This window comes from Streptomyces sp. NPDC008150 (genome assembly GCF_042956945.1).
Lineage (GTDB): Bacteria > Actinomycetota > Actinomycetes > Streptomycetales > Streptomycetaceae > Streptomyces.
On the sequence record NZ_JBIBHJ010000017.1, the window covers coordinates 95713 to 114793 of the forward strand.

General features: G+C 71.4%; 16 protein-coding genes. 10 read left to right on the top strand and 6 right to left on the bottom strand.

Going from position 1 to position 19081, the window contains the following annotated elements; all coding sequences use genetic code 11:
- Positions 1–64: 64 nt before the first annotated feature.
- Positions 65–1609: a class I tRNA ligase family protein gene (locus tag ACFZA0_RS32530; RefSeq protein ID WP_391023641.1), complete on the bottom strand. Its 1545-nt coding sequence runs from the start codon at positions 1607–1609 to the stop codon at positions 65–67.
- Positions 1610–1972: 363 nt separating this feature from the next.
- Here ACFZA0_RS32530 and ACFZA0_RS32535 point away from each other — a divergent pair, with 363 nt between their 5' ends.
- Positions 1973–2713 carry a DUF4232 domain-containing protein gene (locus ACFZA0_RS32535; protein WP_391023643.1) on the top strand — a complete coding sequence of 247 codons (741 nt, stop codon included), beginning with the start codon at positions 1973–1975 and terminating at the stop codon, positions 2711–2713.
- A gap of 178 nt (positions 2714–2891) precedes the next feature.
- On the opposite strand, the gene ACFZA0_RS32540 is transcribed toward ACFZA0_RS32535, so the two are convergent.
- The gene (locus tag ACFZA0_RS32540; protein ID WP_391023645.1) at positions 2892–3449 is read right to left on the bottom strand and encodes a DUF4232 domain-containing protein; all 558 of its coding nucleotides are present in this window, start codon (positions 3447–3449) and stop codon (positions 2892–2894) included.
- A gap of 243 nt (positions 3450–3692) precedes the next feature.
- Between ACFZA0_RS32540 and ACFZA0_RS32545 the strand changes: the two genes are divergently transcribed.
- From ACFZA0_RS32545 to ACFZA0_RS32565, 5 genes are all read left to right on the top strand, one after another.
- Positions 3693–4388 carry a HEAT repeat domain-containing protein gene (locus tag ACFZA0_RS32545; protein ID WP_391023646.1) on the top strand — a complete coding sequence of 232 codons (696 nt, stop codon included), beginning with the start codon at positions 3693–3695 and terminating at the stop codon, positions 4386–4388.
- The gene (locus tag ACFZA0_RS32550) at positions 4375–5385 is read left to right on the top strand and encodes a MerR family transcriptional regulator (RefSeq protein ID WP_391023648.1); all 1011 of its coding nucleotides are present in this window, start codon (positions 4375–4377) and stop codon (positions 5383–5385) included. The genes ACFZA0_RS32545 and ACFZA0_RS32550 overlap by 14 nt, the downstream gene beginning before the upstream one ends.
- A 272-nt stretch (positions 5386–5657) precedes the next feature.
- Complete coding sequence (locus tag ACFZA0_RS32555; protein WP_391023650.1) at positions 5658–6905, top strand: MFS transporter; 1248 nt, start codon at positions 5658–5660, stop codon at positions 6903–6905.
- A 162-nt stretch (positions 6906–7067) separates the two neighbouring features.
- Positions 7068–7985 carry a phosphotransferase gene (locus ACFZA0_RS32560; protein WP_391023651.1) on the top strand — a complete coding sequence of 306 codons (918 nt, stop codon included), beginning with the start codon at positions 7068–7070 and terminating at the stop codon, positions 7983–7985.
- 53 nt (positions 7986–8038) lie between these two features.
- On the top strand, positions 8039–8764 hold the full coding sequence (locus ACFZA0_RS32565) for a methyltransferase domain-containing protein (RefSeq protein WP_391023652.1): 726 nt from the start codon (positions 8039–8041) through the stop codon (positions 8762–8764).
- A gap of 97 nt (positions 8765–8861) precedes the next feature.
- Here the strand turns inward: ACFZA0_RS32565 and ACFZA0_RS32570 are convergent, their stop codons facing one another.
- The 4 genes from ACFZA0_RS32570 to ACFZA0_RS32585 all read right to left on the bottom strand — a co-directional run bounded on the left by ACFZA0_RS32570 (position 8862) and on the right by ACFZA0_RS32585 (position 13647).
- Entirely contained in the window at positions 8862–9878 is a 1017-nt protein-coding gene (locus ACFZA0_RS32570) for a Ppx/GppA family phosphatase (RefSeq protein WP_391023765.1), read from the bottom strand.
- A 113-nt stretch (positions 9879–9991) separates the two neighbouring features.
- A complete protein-coding gene (locus ACFZA0_RS32575) occupies positions 9992–10435 on the bottom strand; it encodes a hypothetical protein (protein WP_391023654.1) in 444 nt (147 codons plus the stop codon).
- 183 nt (positions 10436–10618) lie between these two features.
- A complete protein-coding gene (locus tag ACFZA0_RS32580) occupies positions 10619–11449 on the bottom strand; it encodes a DUF899 family protein (RefSeq protein WP_391023655.1) in 831 nt (276 codons plus the stop codon).
- Between the two features lie 215 nt (positions 11450–11664).
- Positions 11665–13647, bottom strand: a complete 1983-nt coding sequence (locus ACFZA0_RS32585; RefSeq protein WP_391023657.1) for a DUF4832 domain-containing protein — start codon at positions 13645–13647, stop codon at positions 11665–11667.
- A 307-nt stretch (positions 13648–13954) separates the two neighbouring features.
- On the opposite strand from ACFZA0_RS32585, the gene ACFZA0_RS32590 reads away from it, so the two are divergent.
- The 4 genes from ACFZA0_RS32590 to ACFZA0_RS32605 all read left to right on the top strand — a co-directional run bounded on the left by ACFZA0_RS32590 (position 13955) and on the right by ACFZA0_RS32605 (position 18952).
- Positions 13955–14911, top strand: a complete 957-nt coding sequence (locus ACFZA0_RS32590) for an ABC transporter permease subunit (protein ID WP_391023658.1) — start codon at positions 13955–13957, stop codon at positions 14909–14911.
- 30 nt (positions 14912–14941) lie between these two features.
- Positions 14942–15913 carry an ABC transporter permease subunit gene (locus ACFZA0_RS32595; protein WP_391023660.1) on the top strand — a complete coding sequence of 324 codons (972 nt, stop codon included), beginning with the start codon at positions 14942–14944 and terminating at the stop codon, positions 15911–15913.
- Positions 15914–16003: 90 nt separating this feature from the next.
- Entirely contained in the window at positions 16004–17353 is a 1350-nt protein-coding gene (locus ACFZA0_RS32600; protein ID WP_391023662.1) for an extracellular solute-binding protein, read from the top strand.
- Positions 17354–17452: 99 nt separating this feature from the next.
- Positions 17453–18952 carry an alpha-galactosidase gene (locus ACFZA0_RS32605; RefSeq protein WP_391023664.1) on the top strand — a complete coding sequence of 500 codons (1500 nt, stop codon included), beginning with the start codon at positions 17453–17455 and terminating at the stop codon, positions 18950–18952.
- Positions 18953–19081: the final 129 nt, after the last annotated feature.

A 19081-nucleotide genomic window follows, 5' to 3' on the forward strand; every position in this document is an offset into this window, starting at 1 on the left:
CGGCGCCGACGTCCGACGGCCAGCCGGGAGGTCGTCGTCGCGCGTCGTGTGTCGCGTCGGACCGTCACACGGGACGCCGCGCGGTCCCCTCCCCCTCGCGAAGCCGGGGGAACAGCGGCTTCGCGGCCGGAAGGGTGCCCTCGACCGGCGTCAGCGCCGCGGCGATCCGCTGTGCCGCGTCGGGGACGAACGGGCTCAGTTCGTCGGCGAGCACGCGGCAGGCGCCGACCAGCGCGGCGAGGATCTCGTCGAGCCGGGCGCGTGCTGCGACGTCGCCCTGCCGCTCCCGGCCGGCGGGTTCCCACGGCCGCGTGGCGTCGATGTACCGGTTGGCCTCTTCCACGATGCGCCACACGGTCCGCGTCGCGCGACGGAAGTCGAAGTCCGCGAGGGCGGCGTCGACGAGTCCGGGCACGTTGCGGCACACGTCCGCCAGTTCGGACCCGCCGGGGAGCGCGGCGGCGGAGGGGGTGGGAGCCGCCCCGTCCCGGAAGCGGTGGACCATCGTCACGACACGGTGAACGAGGTTTCCCAGTCCACCGGCGAAGTCCGCGTCGGCGCGGGCGGCCAAGCGGTCGGAGGTGAAGTCGGCGTCGCCGGTGCGGGGTACGTCGCGCAGCAGCCACCAGCGCACCGCGTCGGCGCCGTGCGTCTCGGCGAGTGCGGCCGGGTCGACGGTGGTTGCGGCGGACTTGCTGATCTTGCGGCCGTCGACGGTGAGGTAGTCGTGGACCAGGATGTCGGTGGGCAGCGGCAGTCCCGCGGACAGCAGGATGGCCGGCCAGTACACGGCGTGGAAGCGCACAACTCCCTTGCCCACGAGGTGAACCCGGCGCCCCTCCGATGCCCACCACCGGTCGTAGGCACTGTCACCCGTGCCGTATCCGAGGCTCGTGACGTAGTTGCCGAGGGCGTCCCACCAGACGTAGACGACCTGGCTCGGGTCGTCCGGCACCGGGATGCCCCATCCCCGGGCGCGGTGGTGGGAGCGGGAGACGGACAGGTCGCGCAGACCGCCTTCGAGAAGGGCGAGCACCTCGTTGCGCCGGCCCGCGGGTTGGATGCGCAGAGCACCGCTCGTGATCAGCTCGCGGATGCGGTCGCCGTAGCGGGACAGCCGGAAGAACCAGTTCTCCTCCGCGACGAGTTGAGGCTCCGTGCCGTGCTCGGCGCACCGCCCGTCGACCAGTTCGCCGGGCGTGTAGAACTGCTCGCAGCCCACGCAGTACAGCCCCTCGTACTCCTTGCGGTAGAGGTCGCCCGCCTCGGCGCACCGGCGCCAGAGCCGCTCGACGCCGACGCGGTGGCGGGGGTCGCTGCTCGTGCGGATGAAGTCGTCGTAGGAGAGCCCCAGTTGGCCTCGCAGAGCGGCGAAGGCGTCGGCATTGCGGTCGACGAACGACCGCACGTCGGCTCCGGCCGCCTCGGCGGCGAGCACGTTCTTCAGGGAGTTCTCGTCCGTGCCGCTCAACAGGCGTACGCGGTCGCCCCGGTGGCGGTGGTGCCGGGCGAGCGCGTCCGCCTGGACGAGTTCCAGGGCGAAGCCCAGATGGGGACGGGCGTTGACGTACGGAATGGTCGTGGTGATGTAGTGGCGCGGTGTGCTCATCGGCCCTCCTGCCGGGTGGCGGGGCCCGGTCGCACAACCGACGAAGCCCCGGTCCCGGGGCTCGGTGTCGGTACGCGTCCGTCCTCAGCAGCCCCGTAGGCGGGGCATCGTCCGGTGCTGGGGCGAAGGCGTGATCATGCGCTCCAGGTTAACGACGGCTCCCGTCCGGGCACCTCCCTTTTTTCGCCGCCCACCCGCAACGCACTTGCCCGTTTCCGCTCCCTTTGACGGAATCACCCCTTCCACGTACTTGGTCGGTAACAGACACTCCCGGCGGGGGTGCGGCAGACATTACCGACGCAGACTCTCCTTGCGGTCGGAAGTCGACGGCAGCCAAGCAGGCACCTGTCACGGGGGAACACCATGAACATCTTCACCGGCAACGACCGTAGAGAAGCGGCGCGTTGGAGGTCCTACGCGGCCGGGGCAGCCGTCATCACCGCGCTGCTCGCGGCCACGGCGTGCGACTCGGACCCGGCCGACGCCGCGGACGACGCGACCTCGGCGGCGCCCGGCGCGACGAGTTCGGCGTCTCCGGGCGGTGCCGGTTCGACCGCCCCCGGCGCCACGGGGTCCCCGAGCGGGACGGCCGCGACGACGCCCGACGACAGCGCAGGCGGCGGTGCGGGAAGCGCGGACAACGCCGCCGGCAAGGGTATCCCCACCTGCACGCAGGAGGACCTCGGGGTCTCCGCCGTGAAGGAGCCGGCGGACAGCAAGGAGTCCAGGCACCTCGTCATCACCGTCCAGAACGCCGGTGACAGGAAGTGCAACCTCTACCGCTACCCGTTCGTGCAGCTCGGCGCCGACGCCCAGACGACGGTCCCCGTGATCAAGGACAGCGACCCGGACCGCGGCAGGCCCGTCACCGTCGAACCGGGCAGGGAGGCCTACGCCGCGCTGCTCGTGGCGGGCGGCCAGCGGGACGAGTACAAGGCGACCAGCATCACCATCAGCCTCCAGGGCCCCCGGTCCGGCAGCACCCCGAGCGACCCGATCGACGTGCCCCTGCCCGTCAAGGCGCTGTACGCGGACGACGGCCAGCTCGTCACGTACTGGACGACGGCGTCGGGGTACGCGCTGGACTTCATCATGTCGAAGTAAGGACGCGACGGGGCGGCGGAGCCGGGGCGGACACCCGGCTCCCCCGCGCGCTCGCACCGCCCGTCGGCCACCGGCCGCAGGGCACGCGGCTCTACCTCTCGTTGTCTTCGGGGCGGGTGGCCTGACGGGTCGGGGCCGGCGCGCGCCGCCGGGCTCGTGCGCCGGCCCCGGCCGAACGTCAGCCCACCCCGACGGCGTTGACGAAGGTGCCCGGGTGGGTGGCGCCGGACTGGTCCAGGAGGGCGCCTCCGTAGGGCCAGGTGAGGGTGACGTGCGTCCTCTCGCCGGGGAGGGCGAGCAGGACCTTGCGCGGCACGAAGGCGCCCGCCGCCTTCTTGGCGACCGGCAGGACGTTCATGGTGATCACCGCCGTGTCGTCGCCGGGTCGCAGGGTGATGGTGCTCGGCCTGTCGTTGGAGTGGCGCAGGTCCCAGGCCTCGCCCGACCTGCTGACCAGGCGGACGTCCGGGAAGCCGCGCAGAGCGCAGGTGTGCCTGCCGGTGTTCTCGAGCCGGACCACCGCGATCTGCTGGTAGCGGACGTTCATGTCCGGGTGGCCGCCGTGCCTGGTGTCCCAGCCGACGCGCAGATCGGCGGCGCGGCAACGGCCGACCGCCGCCGCGGCGGGTGCGGACGCCCGCACCTCCGTCCGCGCGTCGGTCGCGGAGGCCGACGCGTGCGCCGCGCCCGCTCCCGCCTCGGCGACAACCGCCAGTGCTGCCACGGCAGTTGCCACAGCCGCCTTCCGGATCGTGCGCTTGACGAACATTCCGCTCCTCTCAGAGAGGCACAGCCTTCCGCTGTCCACCAGGAACCCTTTAACCGATTTGTCCGTCGCCGAATCGATCGGATCGCCGCGAACGAATGTTCCCGGCCCCCCGGCCGACCCTCATCACGCCTCACACCTCGCCGCGCCCGCACCGCCGTTTGACCTTGACACGGTGGCAGCCCCTTCACTGAGGCCGAGGAGGTGATCCCGATGAGCGGGCCACACGAGGACACCGGCACCACCCGAACCGTCCAGACCCTTCGGGCACTGGAGCACGACAGCGCGTCGGTGCGCCTGCGGGCCGCACTCGCGGCCGGCACGATCCCCGACCCACGGTTCGTCGGCGCGCTCGTCGAGCGCAGTGCCGTCGAACCGGAGTTCTACGTCCGCGACATGCTGACCTGGGCGCTGACCCGTCACGCACCCTCGGCGACCGTGCCGAGGCTCGTGGCCGAACTGCGGTCCGACCGCGCGCAGGCACGCGGCCAGGCGCTGCACACGCTGTCCAAGATCGGGGACCGCGCGGCATGGCCGGCGATCACCCGGGCCCTGCTGACCGACGCCGACGACGAGGTGGCGCGCACCGCCTGGCGCACCGCGGTCGTGCTCGTCCCCTGCGGCGAGGAGCCCACGCTGGCCGGCGTGCTCGCGACCCAGATCGGACGCGGTCGGCACGAGACCCTGCTGAGTCTGAGCCGGGCCCTGGTCGCCCTCGGTGACGCCGCCGTACCCGCTCTGCGGACGGCGACGGGGCACGCCGACCCCTCCGTGCGCCGGCACGCGATCGCCACGGAAGCATTGTCGCGCGACCCGGACGCCGGGTTCGACTTCGCGATCGAGGAGGCGAAGCGCATCGTGGCACTTCAGGACAGACCCGGAGGGTGGACGGACAGTGTTGATCGGTGAAGTGTCGCGGCGGTCCGGAGTCAGTGCCCGCATGCTCAGGCACTACGAGTCGTTGGGTCTGGTGCGGCCGACGGGCCGTACCGGGTCCGGCTATCGCGAGTACTCCGGTGAGGACATCCGCCGCGTCTTCCACATCGAGAGCCTGCGGTCGCTCGGGCTGTCGCTGCGAGAGGTCGGGCACGCGCTGGACGACCCCGGTTTCGAGCCCTCGGGACTCGTCGACGACCTCGTCCGCCGGACCCGCGAACGTATCGCTGACGAGACCGCGCTGCTCACGCGGCTGCACCGGATCGGCGCCGCGGAACCCGGCGACTGGGAGGACGTCCTTCGGACCGTCGCGCTCCTCCAGGGACTCGGGGCGGAGAGCACGGGCAGGCGCCAGAGCGCGGCGCTGTCCGCCGCCGAAGCCGCTTCGGTGCCGGTGGAGGCTCTGGTCGAGGCGGTGCTGAGCGAGGCGGACCCGAACGTCGCCGGCGCCCTGCGCTGGACGCTGGCACGCTCGGGGGACGACGGGGCGGCCCTGCTGGCCGAGGGCCTCGACTCGCCCGTGCCCGAGGTCCGCGTGCGCGCCGTCCGGGCGATCGCGGAACTTCCGGACGACGGGCCGGCCGCCGCGCTGCTGCGGGAGGCGCTCACGAGTGCCGACAGCGCCGTCCGCAGACAGACGGCACCGGTTCTCGCGGCACGCGGAGTGGCCGACGCGGTACCGACCCTCGTCGAGATGGTCGTCGAGGGCGTGAACGACGTCGACGCCGCGGACGCACTCGCCGGGCTGGCAACCGATCCCGCGCTCGCGGACCCCATCGCCGACCGCCTCCTCGACGCCCTCGCCGGGGCGGGTGCCGAGCCCTCCGCGCGACTGCGGCTGACACAGTCGCTCGCGAACATCCCGGGAACCAGGACGGCACGCGCGCTCGCGGAACTGTCGCGCGACGAGGACCGCGCCGTCGCGCTCACCGCGGTGTACGTCCTCGGGCTGCGCGACGACGAGCCGTGACGGGCGATCGCCGGTGGCCCCCCGTCCGCCCTCGCCGGCGCGCGGTCCGTCGTCCCGTTGGACACGTGACGACCCGAGGGGTGAGAATCAGCGTGCTTCACAACCACCCACAGCACAACGAGAGTTCTGCCCGGTGATGGAGTCGGCGCGGGGGCGTGCCCCCTCCCCGTGCCACCACTGGACGGTTCCAGGCGGCGCGACCGCGGGTCAGTACGTCCGGGCACCGGCGACCCCCCGTACGCCGTCCCGCCGGGCAGCGAAATGGACTCGCCGTGCCTTCGGCGAACTACCGTTCCCTGCTGCGCACCCCGGGTGCCGCGGCCTTCTTCCTCCCGGCCTCGCTCGGCCGGGCCGGCATCGCGATGACCGGCCTCAGCCTCGTCTGGCTCGTGCACGGCCACACCGGCGGCTTCTCCGCGGCCGGCCTGGTGGGCGGCGCCTTCGCGGCGACCGACGCACTCGTTGCGCCCCAACTGGCCCGGCTTGCCGACCGGTTCGGGCAGACCCGGGTCCTTCCGCCCACGCTGCTCGCCCACGCGGTGGCGGTGACCGCCCTCGTGTCGCTCGTCACCGCCGACGCACTCGGCGCGCTGCTGGCCGTGGGAGGCGCACTCGTCGGCGCCACCGTCCCCCAGCTCGGTGCGATGTCCGCCGCCCGCTGGGCGGTGCTGCTCCGCACCGACGGCAGGGGGGCCGAACTGCCCACGGCCTTCGCGCTGGAGTCCGTCAGCAACGCCGTGGCCTATCTCGCGGGCCCGATGGTGGTGAGCGCGCTCGCCGCGTCCGGCCGCCCGTCGGCCGGGACACTGCTGGCCGCCTCCCTGACAGTGGCCGGCGGACTCGCTCTGGCCGCCCGGCGCGACAGTGCACCCCCGGCCACCGTCGGGAGGGACGAACGCACGCACACGGAAAGGGCGTTGCCGCGCGCCCCGTTCCTTCTCCTGATGGGCCTCAACCTCGCCATCGGCGTCTACTTCGGTGCCATGCAGGTGTCGGTGACCGCCTTCACGGTGGAACACGGCGCCGCCGGCACCGCGGCGCCGGTGTTCGCCGTCTCCGGCGTGAGCGGCCTGCTCGCGGGCTGGCTGTACGGGCTGCGCCGGTGGCGCACCGCTCCGGCCTCTCAACTGCTGCCCGTCACTGCGTTGTTGACCCTGGGCACCCTGCTGCTGCTCGCGGTCCGCTCGCCGTTGCAGCTCGGCCTGGTCGTGGTGCTGACCGGCGCGGCCATTCCCCCGCTCCTCGTGCTCTTTCCCGTGCTCACGGAGTCGACCGTCCACCGGACGGTTCTGACGCAGGCGTTCTCCTGGCTCGGCTCCGCAAGCGCGGCGGGTTCGGCCGCGGCGGCCGCGGCCTCCGGCTCGGCGGTCGACTCCCTCGGATCGCGCGGCGGCTTCGCGATCACCGCCGCCGCGGCCGGCGCGATGACACTCCAAAGCCTGTTCGGCGTACGGGCGTTGCGCACCACCGGGCAGCCGTCGCCGCGCAGGGCGTCGGCATCGGTGTCACCGCGGGACTGAGACAGCACCCGGGGCGGGAGCAGCGGGGGCGCAGTGCGACACCGGACACTTCCGGCGCACCCGAACCGGGGCCGTCGGCCAGGTGCGATCGCCCTGCCCCGCGCCGAAGCACCTCGCGGTCAGCCGGTGCCGCTCCCGCCCGGCACAGTACCGTCTGTCCGCATGACTCTTGCCGAGAGCGGGATCACCGCGGAAGTCGTCCGGGACCTGCTGCGCGAGGAGTACCCCGAGCTGGCGGAACGGCACGTGCGGCTCGGCGCGCGCGGCTGGGACAACCAGGTGTGGCGGCTCGGTGACGACCTCGCCGTGAGGCTCCCCTGGGCGACGTCGTCCGCGGACGACCTGTTGCGCAAGGAGTACACCTGGTTGCCCGGCCTCGCCCCGCTGCTGCCCCTCCCGGTCCCCGTGCCGCAGCGACTCGCCGAACCCTCCGCGCGGTTCCCGCGTCCGTGGATCGTCACCACGTGGGTGCCGGGCACACCCGCGGACCGGGTCCCCGTCACGCGCGGCGCGGCGGCGTCCGACGCCCTTGCCGCGTTCCTCGGCGCCCTGCACCGGCCGGCCCCCGACGGGGCGCCCGCCGGACGCGGTCGTGGCGGGCCGTTGGCCGACCACGCCGAGGAGTTCGAGCGGCAGCTCGCCTCCGCCGCCGAACTGGGGCTCGTCCCCGACCCGGACGCCGTCCGCGCGGCCTGGGAGGACGCCGTCTCCGCGCCCGGGTGGACGGGCCCGGCCATGTGGATCCACGGCGATCTGCACCCGGCCAACGTGCTCACGGCGGACGGCACGATCTGCGGCGTGATCGACTTCGGCGACCTGTGCGCGGGCGACCCCGCCTACGATCTGGCCGCCGCCTGGATCCTGCTGCCGGACGACGCCGTCGGCCGTTTCCACGACACCTACGAGCCGGCCGCGGACGCCGCGACCCTGCGCCGGGCGCGCGGCTGCGCGGTGCTGCGGGCCCTCGCCGGCATCCACATCGGGGAGGCCGGTGTCCGGGGCCGTCCCGGCGGCAAACGGAGCTGGGGCCCGCCCGCGCAGGCGTCGCTCCGCCGGCTCGTCGCGACGCGCGGGCTCTGAACAGGCGCAAAACCGAGTGCCGCGCGCGACGGGTTCTGGTTGGGTTCCGACACATGGCTGACGAATGCTTCGGGCACCCGCGCCTGGCCGCGATCCACGACGTCCTCGACCCCGACCGGAGCGATCTCGACGCCTACCTGCGGCTCGCGGAGGAGTTCGGCGCGCGCCGAGTGCTCGACATCGGGTCGGGCACCGGCGTGTTCGCACTGCTCCTGGCCGCGCGCGGCATCGAGGTCGTCGGCGTCGAGCCCGCCCTGGCGTCCGTCGACGTCGCCCGCGCCAAACCCGGTGGCCACCGGGTCCGTTGGATCCACGGGGACGCCACGGGCCTCCCGCCGCTGCGAAGCGACCTGGCGACCATGACGGCGAACGTCGCGCAGGAGATCTCCGGTCCGCGAGCGTGGCGGGAGACGCTGCGAGGTGCGTACGAGGCGCTGCGGCCCGGCGGCCGTCTGGTCTTCGAGACGCGCGACCCGGCCGCGCGCGCCTGGGAGGAATGGAACCGCGACGCCTCCGTCCGCGTCACGGGACTTCCCGGCGGCGGTTCCGTCGAGAGCTGGGTCCACGTGACCGAGGTGGACGGCCCCTTGGTGACGTTCCGCTGGACCTATGTCTTCGCGGCGGCCGGGGAGACGCTGACCTCGGACTCCACACTGCGTTTCCGGGAACGGGAAGAGGTCGAACGAGATCTCGCCGCGACCGGCTACGTGGTGGAGTCCGTCCGCGACGCGCCCGACCGGCCGGGCAGGGAGTTCGTGTTCGTCGCGCGACGTCCCTGAACTCCCGGGCTCATCACCGGCGTTCGGCTCTCACACCCCCTGGCCGCCCGCCCGCGCGGGTCCGAGCCGCCCCCAACTGCCGTGTGTGTCAGGGGTGTCAGCCAACGGTCGCGGCAACCCGCAGCGGTCGTGAGGTCGCCGGGTTCGGGGTGACGGCGTCGGGTTCGTCGTGGACGACGTCGGCCCACCATTCGGGGCCGTCCTCGACGTGCCGCAGCAGCACGCCCTCGCGGATGCCCCAGGGGCAGATCGAGGCCGTCTCGCAACCGGTCAGCTTCATCACGGTGTGGCCGACGACGGCACCCGCCAGGCTCTGCGCGGCGCGCGGCGCCGAGATGCCCGGCAGGTCCGCCCTGTCGGCCGCGGACAGGGCCGCCAGTCGGTCCCGTGCGGTGCGCAGGTCCGACAGGTGCAGGGCACGTTCGACGAAGGGGCCGCCCCGTCCGGGCGCGGCCCCGCACAGGCGGCCCAGTTGCTGGAACGTACGCGAGGTGACGACGGCGGTGTGCGGTCCCTCCCAGCGCACCCGGGCCGCCGCGTCCCGCAGTTGGTGCCGTACCTCGCGTCTCAGCGCCTTGAGTTCCGCGGCCGCGGGTGCCGCGTCCCCGGGCAGGAACTGCTGGGTGAGCCGGTTGGCGCCGAGGGGCAGGGAGGCCACGAAGTCGGGCAGCCGCCCGCGGCCGAAGGCGACCTCCAGCGAACCGCCCCCGATGTCGAACACGGCGAGCGATCCGCTGCGCCAGCCCATCCACCGCCGTGCCGCGAGGAACGTCAGCTCCCCCTCGACCTCGCCGGGGAGGGTGCACAGCGCCACGCCGGTGCGGGCACGCACCGCCCGCAGGACCTCGGCACGGTTCGGAGCGGCGCGCACGATGGCCGTGGCGAAGGCCAGCGGCTCCGCGGCACCGTACTGGCGCGCCAGCGCGGCGGCGGCCCGTACGGCCTCCACCAACTGCGACACGCACTGCTTGGGCACCGGGCCGCCCGGGTCCAGGTGGTCCGCCAGTCGCAGCTTCCACTTGGCCGTGTGCACCGGCAACGGCACTCCCCCGACCACGTCAGCGATCACCAGCCGGACCGTACGCGACCCCACGTCCATCACACTCATCCGCATATCGGCCACATACCCCGCGACAGCTCTCATGAGCAGGCACGTTATCAATCTGGCAGCCGTGTGGATCTGTACGCGGGGCTGGCAGGGCGCCTCGCGGCGGCCGACCCGCATGGTCAACCGGCTTTTTTCTTCGCCCGGTTGAAAGAGCCGGCGGTCCGCCACCGGTCGAGGAGCACGGGCAGGACGAAGATCAGCAACCCGGCCAGCAGGAGGGCGACGCCGCCGACCACGAAGGGAATCGGGCTGTACTCGTCGACACAGTCCCCGCCGCCGGAACGGACGTGGCAGACGGTTCCCGGTCCGCCCCGGTTGAGGTAGCCGATGTACAGGACCAGGACGGCGAGGCCGACCGGCAGTCCGGCGACCGCCCTGCCCGGCCCCTTGCGGACGAGGAGTCCGGCCGCCGCGGCTGCCAGCAGCACCAGGACGAGCCCCGCGGTCACGACGAGGGCGAGCCCGAACGCCGCGCACGCGCCCACCGCCACCCACCCGGCGAACCAGGCCCATTCGAGCCGACGACCGTCCCGGACACCCGCCACCGTCCCGCTGTTCGCCATGCCGTGCTCCCCCGTGAAGCCGTGAGAACCGCGTCGGAGACGGTGCTCCGGTGCGGCGGCTTCGCCGCGAACGCCGGTCCCGTTCCCACCGTTCAGGATCGCAGTTCACGGCTCGCTACGGGCGGGAATGCCTCGCAGATCACAGTGGGCGGATGTCTCCCTCCTTCGGAACGGTCCCGCACGTCAGTGGTGCTCGCCCTGCCGACCGAGGGTCTGCACCGGCCCCGCGCCGGGCCGTGTCCACTGCGGCACCGGGCGGCCGGTCGGGCCCCAGGTGGCGACGCCGTCGGCGTCCGTGCGCCAGTACCAGCAGACCGGCGTGCCGTGGCCGCCCACCGGCGCGTCGGCCTCGGCCGGGGCGGGCCAGCCCTCGGGGTCGTCCTGCCAACCCTCGCGGCGGCCGTAGGGCGTCATGTCGAGCAGTGCGAGGGAGGGGTTGACGGGTTCGTTCCCGCGGCCCGTCGTGGAGTAGGTGAGGAACACGCGGTCGCCGTCGCGCAGGAAACAGGTCAGGTACCCCATGCTGCCGCCGACCGGACCGTCCACGCCGCGCACCGAGTACCAGGGCTGGGTGTAGCCCATGAAGTCGACGAACGCGGCCACCTCCTCCCAGCGGCCCGGGGTCAGCACGGCGAAGGAGACACCGCGGGCGTTGAGGTAGACGGCGTCCTTCAGGTGCCAGGCCGCGGTGGTGCAGCCCTCGCACTGTCCCTGGTGGGGGGCGCCGTCGTGCCACATGTGCTTGTAGACGACGAGTTCGTCGCGGCCCTGGAACAGGTCCAGGAACGGGACAGGGCCGTCGGGTCCGACGACCTCGACCGTCCCGTCGAACTCCACCATCGGCAGCCGTCGCCGGGCCGCCGCGATCGCGTCGCCCTCGCGGGTGTGGGCCTTCTCGCGGACCAGCAACTCGTCGCGGGCGGCCTGCCAGGTGGCCTGGTCGACGACGGGAGGCCGGCCGGACGGGGCGGTGGCCGGGTCGCCGTGTGCGGGGTCGCTCGGTGTGATCGGCATGGATCCTCCGTGGTGTTCTCGTGCGCTGCGGTGGGGGCCGCGCGGACGGCACGGCACCCCACCGCACCGCGGCGTCACGGGAACAGACTCGCGCCCCGCCCGGAACTCATCGCGGACGGGGCGACCCGTCCGCGCGTCGTACGGCTCCCGCCCGGCCCGCGGGGAAGCACGGGCCGGGCGGGAGGACGCACTTCAGGCGATCGGGACCGGGACGGTCAGGGAGTGGTCAGCCTGTCGATGTCAGGTGCCCAGTCGGACGGATTGGCGATCGTGATGGTGTTGTTGGACCCTGAACCGAGGTTGACGGTCAGGGACTTGGTGCCCGGTGTGGTCCAGTCGGTGGTCGCCGGGAAGCTGACCGTCTGGGCCGTTCCGCCGTTGACCTGGACGGTCGCCGACCGTGCCACCGCCGAGGCGTAGGCGATGGTGATCTGCTGGGAGCCACCGCTGCCGCCGTTGACACCGTTGAAGGTGAGTTTGCCGCCGTTGCCGACGTAACCGACCTTGGACCCGCCGGAGCAACCCGCGCAGGACGCGACGACGGCGCCACCGGAGAGCGTGTTGCCGGAGGCCTCCGCCTCGTAGCTCGCGTTGGTGCCGCCGCCGGTGCCGGTGCTGGAGCCGACGGCCATGGCGCCGAGTCCGAGCCAGCCGTCCGCGTTCTGTGTGGCGTTGGCGAAGCGGAGCTGCTTGGCGTTGGAACTGATCGCCGAGAGCGGGTTCTTGACCTTCATGACGAGCTGGTAGTTGCCCGTGGCGACCCCGGCGAGGTTGACGCTGGTGTCGAAGTACTGGGCGTAGCCGTAGTCGAGGTAGGTGGGATCACTGCCGACTCCCCAGTCGGGGAAGGCGCGGATCTTCGTCGGCATGACCTTGCGCAGGTCCCAGGAGGTGTCCCAGGTCTTCACGACGTTGCCCGAGGAGTCCTTGAGGCCCAGGCTGACGGTCCAGTTGTAGTAGAACGGCGCCACACCGTCGTTGTTGATGCGCACGCCGACCTTGGTCGTCCCCGAGGCGGTGTTCTGGAAGTAGGCGTGGTCGACGTTGAGGTCGTAGCCCATCTCCCGTACCGCGGCACCCACGTTGGCGTCCGTGGCCGAGTAGTTGGCGCTGCCCTCGTCGATCTTCCAGGTGGTGTGCTCCAGTTCGAGGCATGCCTTCATGTTGTCGACCGAACCGGAGCCCGCCGGCCAGTAGTTGAAGGCCGTCGACTGGATCTCGGGTCTCACCTCGCCGCCCATGGAGGCGGTGGTCCACTTGTTCTCGACACCCTGGTCGAGGGCGAGTTGGAGCTGTGAGTACGAGGCGCCCCCGAGGGACTCCGGCAGGGTCACGCCGGCCAGCGGGCTTCCTTCCCGGTAGCAGAACGAGTCGTCGTGGTAGCCGACGGCGGGCAGGGTGTCGGCCGCGCCGCCCGCCGCGTTCGGGTAGCGCACTTCGAGCTTGGTGTGTGTGAAGGCGCTGTTGAACGCCTGGATGATCTCCGCGCCGTGTGCGTCCGTCGGCATGTAGTTCGGGTACGAGTCGCCGGAGGTGTCGGTGTCGTAGGGCCAGGTGTGCCACTCGCCCCACAGACCGACGAGGCCCATGTGGATGAAGCCGATGCGCGGGTCGTTGTCGTAGCGGGCACCGAACGCGGCGATGAAGTTCTTGACCGCGCTGAGCAGGTAGGCGCTGTCGTAGTCGGGGCTGGTGGTGCCCCAGTAGGCGTCGTCGCGGTAGGTGACGTGTCCGTCGAAGCAGTGCGGGATGGCGTTGGCGGGGTGGGTGCCGGTGCCTCCCGGGTACTCCATGTAGAAGCGGACCGCGGCCTGGTTGCCGTAGGTCGCGATCTCGTTGAGCGCGTTGTCCAGGACGGTCCAGTCGTAGTGACCGCAGTCCGTCGCGCTGTTCATGACTTCGGAGAGGCCCACGTAGGTCCACGTGAGCGAGTGCGGGTAGCCGGTGTTCTCGTTCACGCCCGGCTGGTAGAAGCGGGCGAAGCCCTTCAGCGGGTTGTCCAGCGGGGCGTCGGCCCGGGTGAGCGTGTGAGCCGTGAGCGTGGGGTCCGGCGTGGCGCTCGCCGGCGGGCGGGCGGGGGCACCCGCCGCGGTGGCGGCGGCCACCGTGCCGGCGGTGTTGTCGGGCGCCGCCTGCGAGGTCGCGGGCAGCAGCCCGAGCGTCAGGGCGACGGCTCCTGAGCAGAGTGCTCTCAGCACGTTTCTGCCACGTCGTCGTGCGAAAGTGTGCATGTCGTCAATCTCCGTAAGCCAGTTGTGGGCTGTCGTGGAGTCAGGTGCCGGGCTGGGGAGCCGGCTCAGCCACCGATGGTCTGACGTGCGCAAACGCGTTCTGTGCGAGCACAGTTGCGGCTGCCTCCCCTCGTTCGCGGGTCCTCTTCCACGAGGACGGATAGCCCCTTCTTTACGCGAAAGCGTTGACAAACTTTCGCTGTTGCTCATCAATATGAGCGACCAGTGCACCGCTGACAAGAGGCGCGGCGCAGATCCAGTTCGGAGGGGAAGCATGGGCGCGAAGACCGCCGACGTGCAGTTGCGCGTACCCGTCGGCGAGGCCGGCCGGCCCGTCACACCCGCGCCGGGCCCGCGGCCACGGCGCCGCGACGACCGACGTGCCGCCTGGCTCTTTCTGAGCCCGGCACTGATCGGATTCGCGGTCTTCTACGCGTACCCGACCATCCGCGGCATCTACTACTCGCTCACCGACTACAACCTGCTCTCCCCGCCCAACTTCGTCGGCGGGGACAACTACTCCCAGCTCATCGGTGACGACGAGTTCTGGAACGCCCTGAAGGTCACCGGCTACTACGTCGTCACCAACATCGTGTCGCAGACGGTGCTGGCGCTGCTGCTCGCGACGCTCATGCACCGCCTGACCCGGTCGGTCGCGCTGCGGGCGCTGCTGCTGGTGCCGTGGCTGGTCCCGAACGTCACCGTCGGCCTGCTGTGGATGTGGATGCTCGACGCGAACCTCGGCTTCGTCAACCACATCACCGACGCGCTGGGCCTCGGCACCACCGGCTTCCTGACCTCACCGAGCTGGGCCATGCCGTCCGTCGCGCTGATCAACACCTGGGCGTACACGGGCTACACGGCGCTGCTGCTCTACGCCGGCATGCTTCAGGTCCCGCAGTACCTCTACGAGAGCGCCGCTCTCGACGGCGCGGGCGAACTGCGCATGTTCACCAGGATCACGCTGCCGCTGCTGCGCCCGATCCTCGCCCTGGTGCTGGTCGTCTCGCTGATCGGCTCGTTCCAGATCTTCGACACCATCGCGGTGACCACCAAGGGCGGGCCGGTCAGTTCGACCCGGGTCATCTACTACTACATCTACGAACAGGCCTTCACCTCCTTCCACATGGGCTACGCCTCCGCGGTGGCCGTGGTCCTGGCGTTGATCCTCGGCCTGCTGACGGCGGTTCAGATGCGCCTGCTGCGCGCCTCCCGCTCGGACCTGGCCTAGAGAGCGCTGAGCGCAGAGAAGGAGCCCAACATGAGCCTGATCGAAGAGAGTTCGGCAGTGCAGGAACCCCTCGTCCGTGCGCGCGGCAGGCGCGGCGCGGCGAAGGCCACGGCCGCCGGGACACGCCGGCGGATCACCCCGGGCCGGTTGCTGGCCTGGGCGGTGCTGGCCGTCGCCCTGGTGCTGACCGTCTTCCCGTTCTACTGGATGGTCCGCACCGCCCTGACACCCGCGAGCGACATCTACACCGACGCCACCGGGCTCGTCCCCCACCACCCCACCCTGATCAACTTCAAGCGGGTGCTCGGGCTGACGAGCCAGGCGGAGGCACAGGCCGCGGGCGGTTCGGGCGCCCAGGTGAACTTCGTGCGGTACCTGCTCAACTCCGTTGTCTACAGCGGGCTGATCGCCGTTCTGCAGACCCTGTTCTGCGCAATGGCCGGGTACGCCTTCGCGCGGCTGCGCTTTCCCGGCCGTGACGTCGTCTTCGGTGTGCTGGTCGCCGCCCTGATGGTGCCGCCGATCTTCACGGTGCTGCCCAACTTCGTCCTGGTGAAGAACCTCGGCTGGCTCAACACCTTCGCGGGCATGGTCGCCCCCAGTGTGCTGATGACCCCGTTCGCCGTGTTCTTCCTGCGGCAGTTCTTCCTGTCCATCCCCAAGGACGTGGAGGAGGCCGCGGTGCTGGACGGCGTCGGCGCCTGGGGCATCTTCTGGAAGATCGTCATGCCGATGAGCCGCGGCCCGCTGATCACCATCGCGCTCACCACCACCGTGTGGGCGTGGAAGGACTACCTGTGGCCCCTGCTCACCGGACGTGAGGAGCAGACGCGGCTGCTGACCGTGGCGCTCGGCATCTTCCAGCAGCAGTCCCCCAACACCCAGCCCGACTGGACCGGGTTGATGGCGGGCTCCGCCCTGTCCGTCCTGCCCGTCCTGGTGCTGCTCGCCGTCCTCGGGCGGCGCCTGGTCGACTCCCTGAACTTCACCGGCATCAAGTAGCTCCCGCCGGACTCCGCACACCCCCCGCACCTCTCGTCACCCGCTCCGTACGTACCGCCCGCACCGCATCCATCAGGAAGGTCTCTGTCCATGAGAACCAATCGTCTGCGCGTCGGCGCCGCCCTGCTGTGCCTGGCCGCGACCACGACCCTCGTCTCCTGCGGCACCTCCGACGACTCCGCCGGCGGCAAGACGACGCTCAACTACTGGCTCTGGGACGACAAGCAGCTCCCCGCCTACCAGGCCTGCGCGACCGCCTTCCACAAGGCCAACCCCGACATCACCGTCAAGATCACGCAGACGGCGTGGGCCCAGTACTGGCAGAACCTCACCACGCAGATCACCGCGGGCGACGCCCCCGACGTGTGGGTCGACCACGCCTCGTACTATCCGCAGTTCGTGTCGAGCAACCAGATAGTCGACCTCCAGCCGTACGTCGACAAGGACAAGGTCGACCTCTCCGGCTACCAGGCCGGTCTCGCGGACACCTGGGTCAAGGACGGCAAGCGCTACGGGCTGCCCAAGGACTGGGACACCGTGGCGGTGGTCTACAACACCACCATGCTGAAGGCCCAGGGCATCGACGCGGCCGACCTGAACGACCTGACCTGGAACCCCACCGACGGCGGCACCCTGGAGAAGGTCATCGCCGAGTCCACCATCGACGCCAAGGGCCGCAACGGGCTCGACCCGAAGTTCGACAAGAACAACATCAAGGTCTACGGCTTCCTGCCCGAGTGGGCCGACGGCTCGCAGGGCCAGAACGGCTGGGGCGACCTGGCGGTCTCCAACGGCTTCAGCTTCCTCGACAAGAACCCGTGGGGCACCCACTACAACTACGACGACCCGGCGCTCTCCGACACGATCACCTGGATGAAGCACCTCATCGACAAGGGGTACTCGCCCCGCCTGGACAAGAAGTCGACGGCGGCCAACTCCGAGCTGCTGAACGCCGGGAAGGGCGCCATCACGTTCGCCGGCTCGTACGCGATCTCCAGCTACACCGGTGACGCCGCCCAGCAGAAGTTCGCCTTCGCGCCGCTGCCCACCGGCCCCGAGGGGCGCAAGTCGTCCATCAACGGCCTCTCCGACGCCATCTGGACGGGATCCCCGCACAAGGACCAGGCCTGGCAGTGGGTCAAGTTCATGGCCTCGGCCGGCTGCCAGGACATCGTCGCGAAGAGCGCCGTGGTCTTCCCCGCGCTGAAGACGTCGACCCAGAAGGCGCTCGCGGCCCACGAGGCCAAGGGCGACGACGTGAAGGTCTTCACCGAGGAGGCCGCCGATGCCAACGGGACGTTCCTGCTGCCCGTCACGGACCACGGCAGCGAGATCTCGACGATCGTGCAGGACGCCATCCAGTCCGCGGTCCTCGGCCAGGACAGCCCGAAGAACGCCCTGAAGAAGGCCAACGACAAGGTCAACGGGCTGTTCAAGTAGCCCTCCGCACAACCGACTTCGCCCGTGGGAGCCGCGGAGCAGTCTTCGGCACTGCTCCCGGCTCCCCGCAACGCCTCACTCACCGACCAGAGGAGACCCATGGCCCGGCTCGTAACTCTCGACGACCACACGTTCGCCGTCGAGTTCGGCAGTGACGAAGCCCCCGTACCGACCGACGGCGGACTGCTGCTGCCACCGGGACGGGTGGCCGTTCTGCACGGTCTGGGCAACGCCGAGTTCTACCGCCACGGGTACAACTCGTGGAGCCCCTGCGGCTGGCGCCGCCTCTCGGACCGGCCGCTGCGCATCGAGAACCCCGAGCGGCGGCTCACCGCCGACGACACCGTGTGGGACGACCCCGCCCGCCACCACTCCTCCGCCGTCGCCGCCCTCAAGGGCCCCGACGGGCGTGTCCTGCTGCTCGGCGCCCTCGGCCTGGACGTCCCGCGGCTCACCGCCGACGCGGACACCCTGGCCGGCTGGTACGAGAGCGACGGCGCCCCGTGGTTCGTGGCCTACGGCGACGAGCAGGAGGTGTTCGCCGCGTACGCGAGGCAGTTGGGCGCCCGCCTCGGCAGCAGCGGCAAGCGCGCGGGCAACGTGTGGTGCAGCTGGTACGCCTACTACGAGAACATCACCGAGGAGCAGCTCACCAAGGACATCACCGCCCTGCGCGGACTGCCCTTCGACGTCGTCCAGATCGACGACGGCTGGGAGGTGGCCGTCGGCGACTGGGAGCCCAACGACAAGTTCCCCTCAGGCATGCGGGCGTTGGCCGACCGCATCAGTGACGCCGGACTGGTCCCCGGGCTGTGGCTCGCCCCGTTCATCGTCCTGCCCACGTCGCGGATCGCGCGCGAGAGGCCGGAGCTGCTGCTGCGCGACAGTTCCGGCGAGCCGGTCGTGGCGGGCCACAACTGGGGTTCCGGCTACTGGGCGTTGGACCTGACGCTGCCCGCGGTCCACGATCATCTGCGGGAGTTGATCCACCGGGTCACGCACGAGTGGGGCTTCACCTATCTCAAGCTCGACTTCGTGGGCAGCGGCGCCGCCCCCGGCGTGCGCGCCTCGGGAGCGGGCCGCGAACAGGCCTACCGCGACGCCCTGCGGACCGTCCGCGAGGCGGCCGGGGAGGACGCCTACCTGCTGGGCAGCGGCGCCATGCTGCTGCCGTCCCTCGGCCTGGTCGACGGCATCCGTACCGGTCCCGACGTCGCACCGCTGTGGGAGCACTACGCCACCACCGATCCCTCCGACGCGCTCGCACGCAACGCCCTGGTGAACACCCTGCACCGGCTCTGGCAGGCACCGCTGGTCGAGATCGACCCGGACGTGGTGTACTTCCGCAGCCGGCTCAATCTGCTGACGGTCGATCAGATGAGACTCCTGCGGGATCTGGCCAACATCTGCGGGTTCCGTGCCGTTTCCGACCCGCCCGGGTGGCTGCACCCCGACGAGCTGGAGGAGATGACCGGCTACCTCGCAGGCCGCCCGGAGATACGTCAACTGGGGCGCTACCGCTTCGCGTTGGACGGCCGGGAGGTCGACTTCACGAGCGCGGTGCAGCCGGAGAGCGAGCAGCGCTACCCGATCGCGTAGGCGCTACCCGCCGTTTCGCGCCTCGTCCGTCCCGCCGCTCCGGCGTCACGCGGCCCCGATGCCGTGGCGGCGGTGTCCGGAAGATGCCCTTACGTGCACATGCCACGTGCGAAGCTCGGTCATCTCCGC

Coding starts and splice junctions, on each gene's coding strand:
- ACFZA0_RS32530 (WP_391023641.1), bottom strand. CDS start 1,609: ATGAGCACACCGCGCCACTACATCACCACGACCATTCCGTACGTCAAC.
- ACFZA0_RS32535 (WP_391023643.1), top strand. CDS start 1,973: ATGAACATCTTCACCGGCAACGACCGTAGAGAAGCGGCGCGTTGGAGG.
- ACFZA0_RS32545 (WP_391023646.1), top strand. CDS start 3,693: ATGAGCGGGCCACACGAGGACACCGGCACCACCCGAACCGTCCAGACC.
- ACFZA0_RS32560 (WP_391023651.1), top strand. CDS start 7,068: ATGACTCTTGCCGAGAGCGGGATCACCGCGGAAGTCGTCCGGGACCTG.
- ACFZA0_RS32565 (WP_391023652.1), top strand. CDS start 8,039: ATGGCTGACGAATGCTTCGGGCACCCGCGCCTGGCCGCGATCCACGAC.
- ACFZA0_RS32570 (WP_391023765.1), bottom strand. CDS start 9,878: ATGCGGATGAGTGTGATGGACGTGGGGTCGCGTACGGTCCGGCTGGTG.
- ACFZA0_RS32575 (WP_391023654.1), bottom strand. CDS start 10,435: ATGGCGAACAGCGGGACGGTGGCGGGTGTCCGGGACGGTCGTCGGCTC.
- ACFZA0_RS32580 (WP_391023655.1), bottom strand. CDS start 11,449: ATGCCGATCACACCGAGCGACCCCGCACACGGCGACCCGGCCACCGCC.
- ACFZA0_RS32590 (WP_391023658.1), top strand. CDS start 13,955: ATGGGCGCGAAGACCGCCGACGTGCAGTTGCGCGTACCCGTCGGCGAG.
- ACFZA0_RS32595 (WP_391023660.1), top strand. CDS start 14,942: ATGAGCCTGATCGAAGAGAGTTCGGCAGTGCAGGAACCCCTCGTCCGT.
- ACFZA0_RS32600 (WP_391023662.1), top strand. CDS start 16,004: ATGAGAACCAATCGTCTGCGCGTCGGCGCCGCCCTGCTGTGCCTGGCC.
- ACFZA0_RS32605 (WP_391023664.1), top strand. CDS start 17,453: ATGGCCCGGCTCGTAACTCTCGACGACCACACGTTCGCCGTCGAGTTC.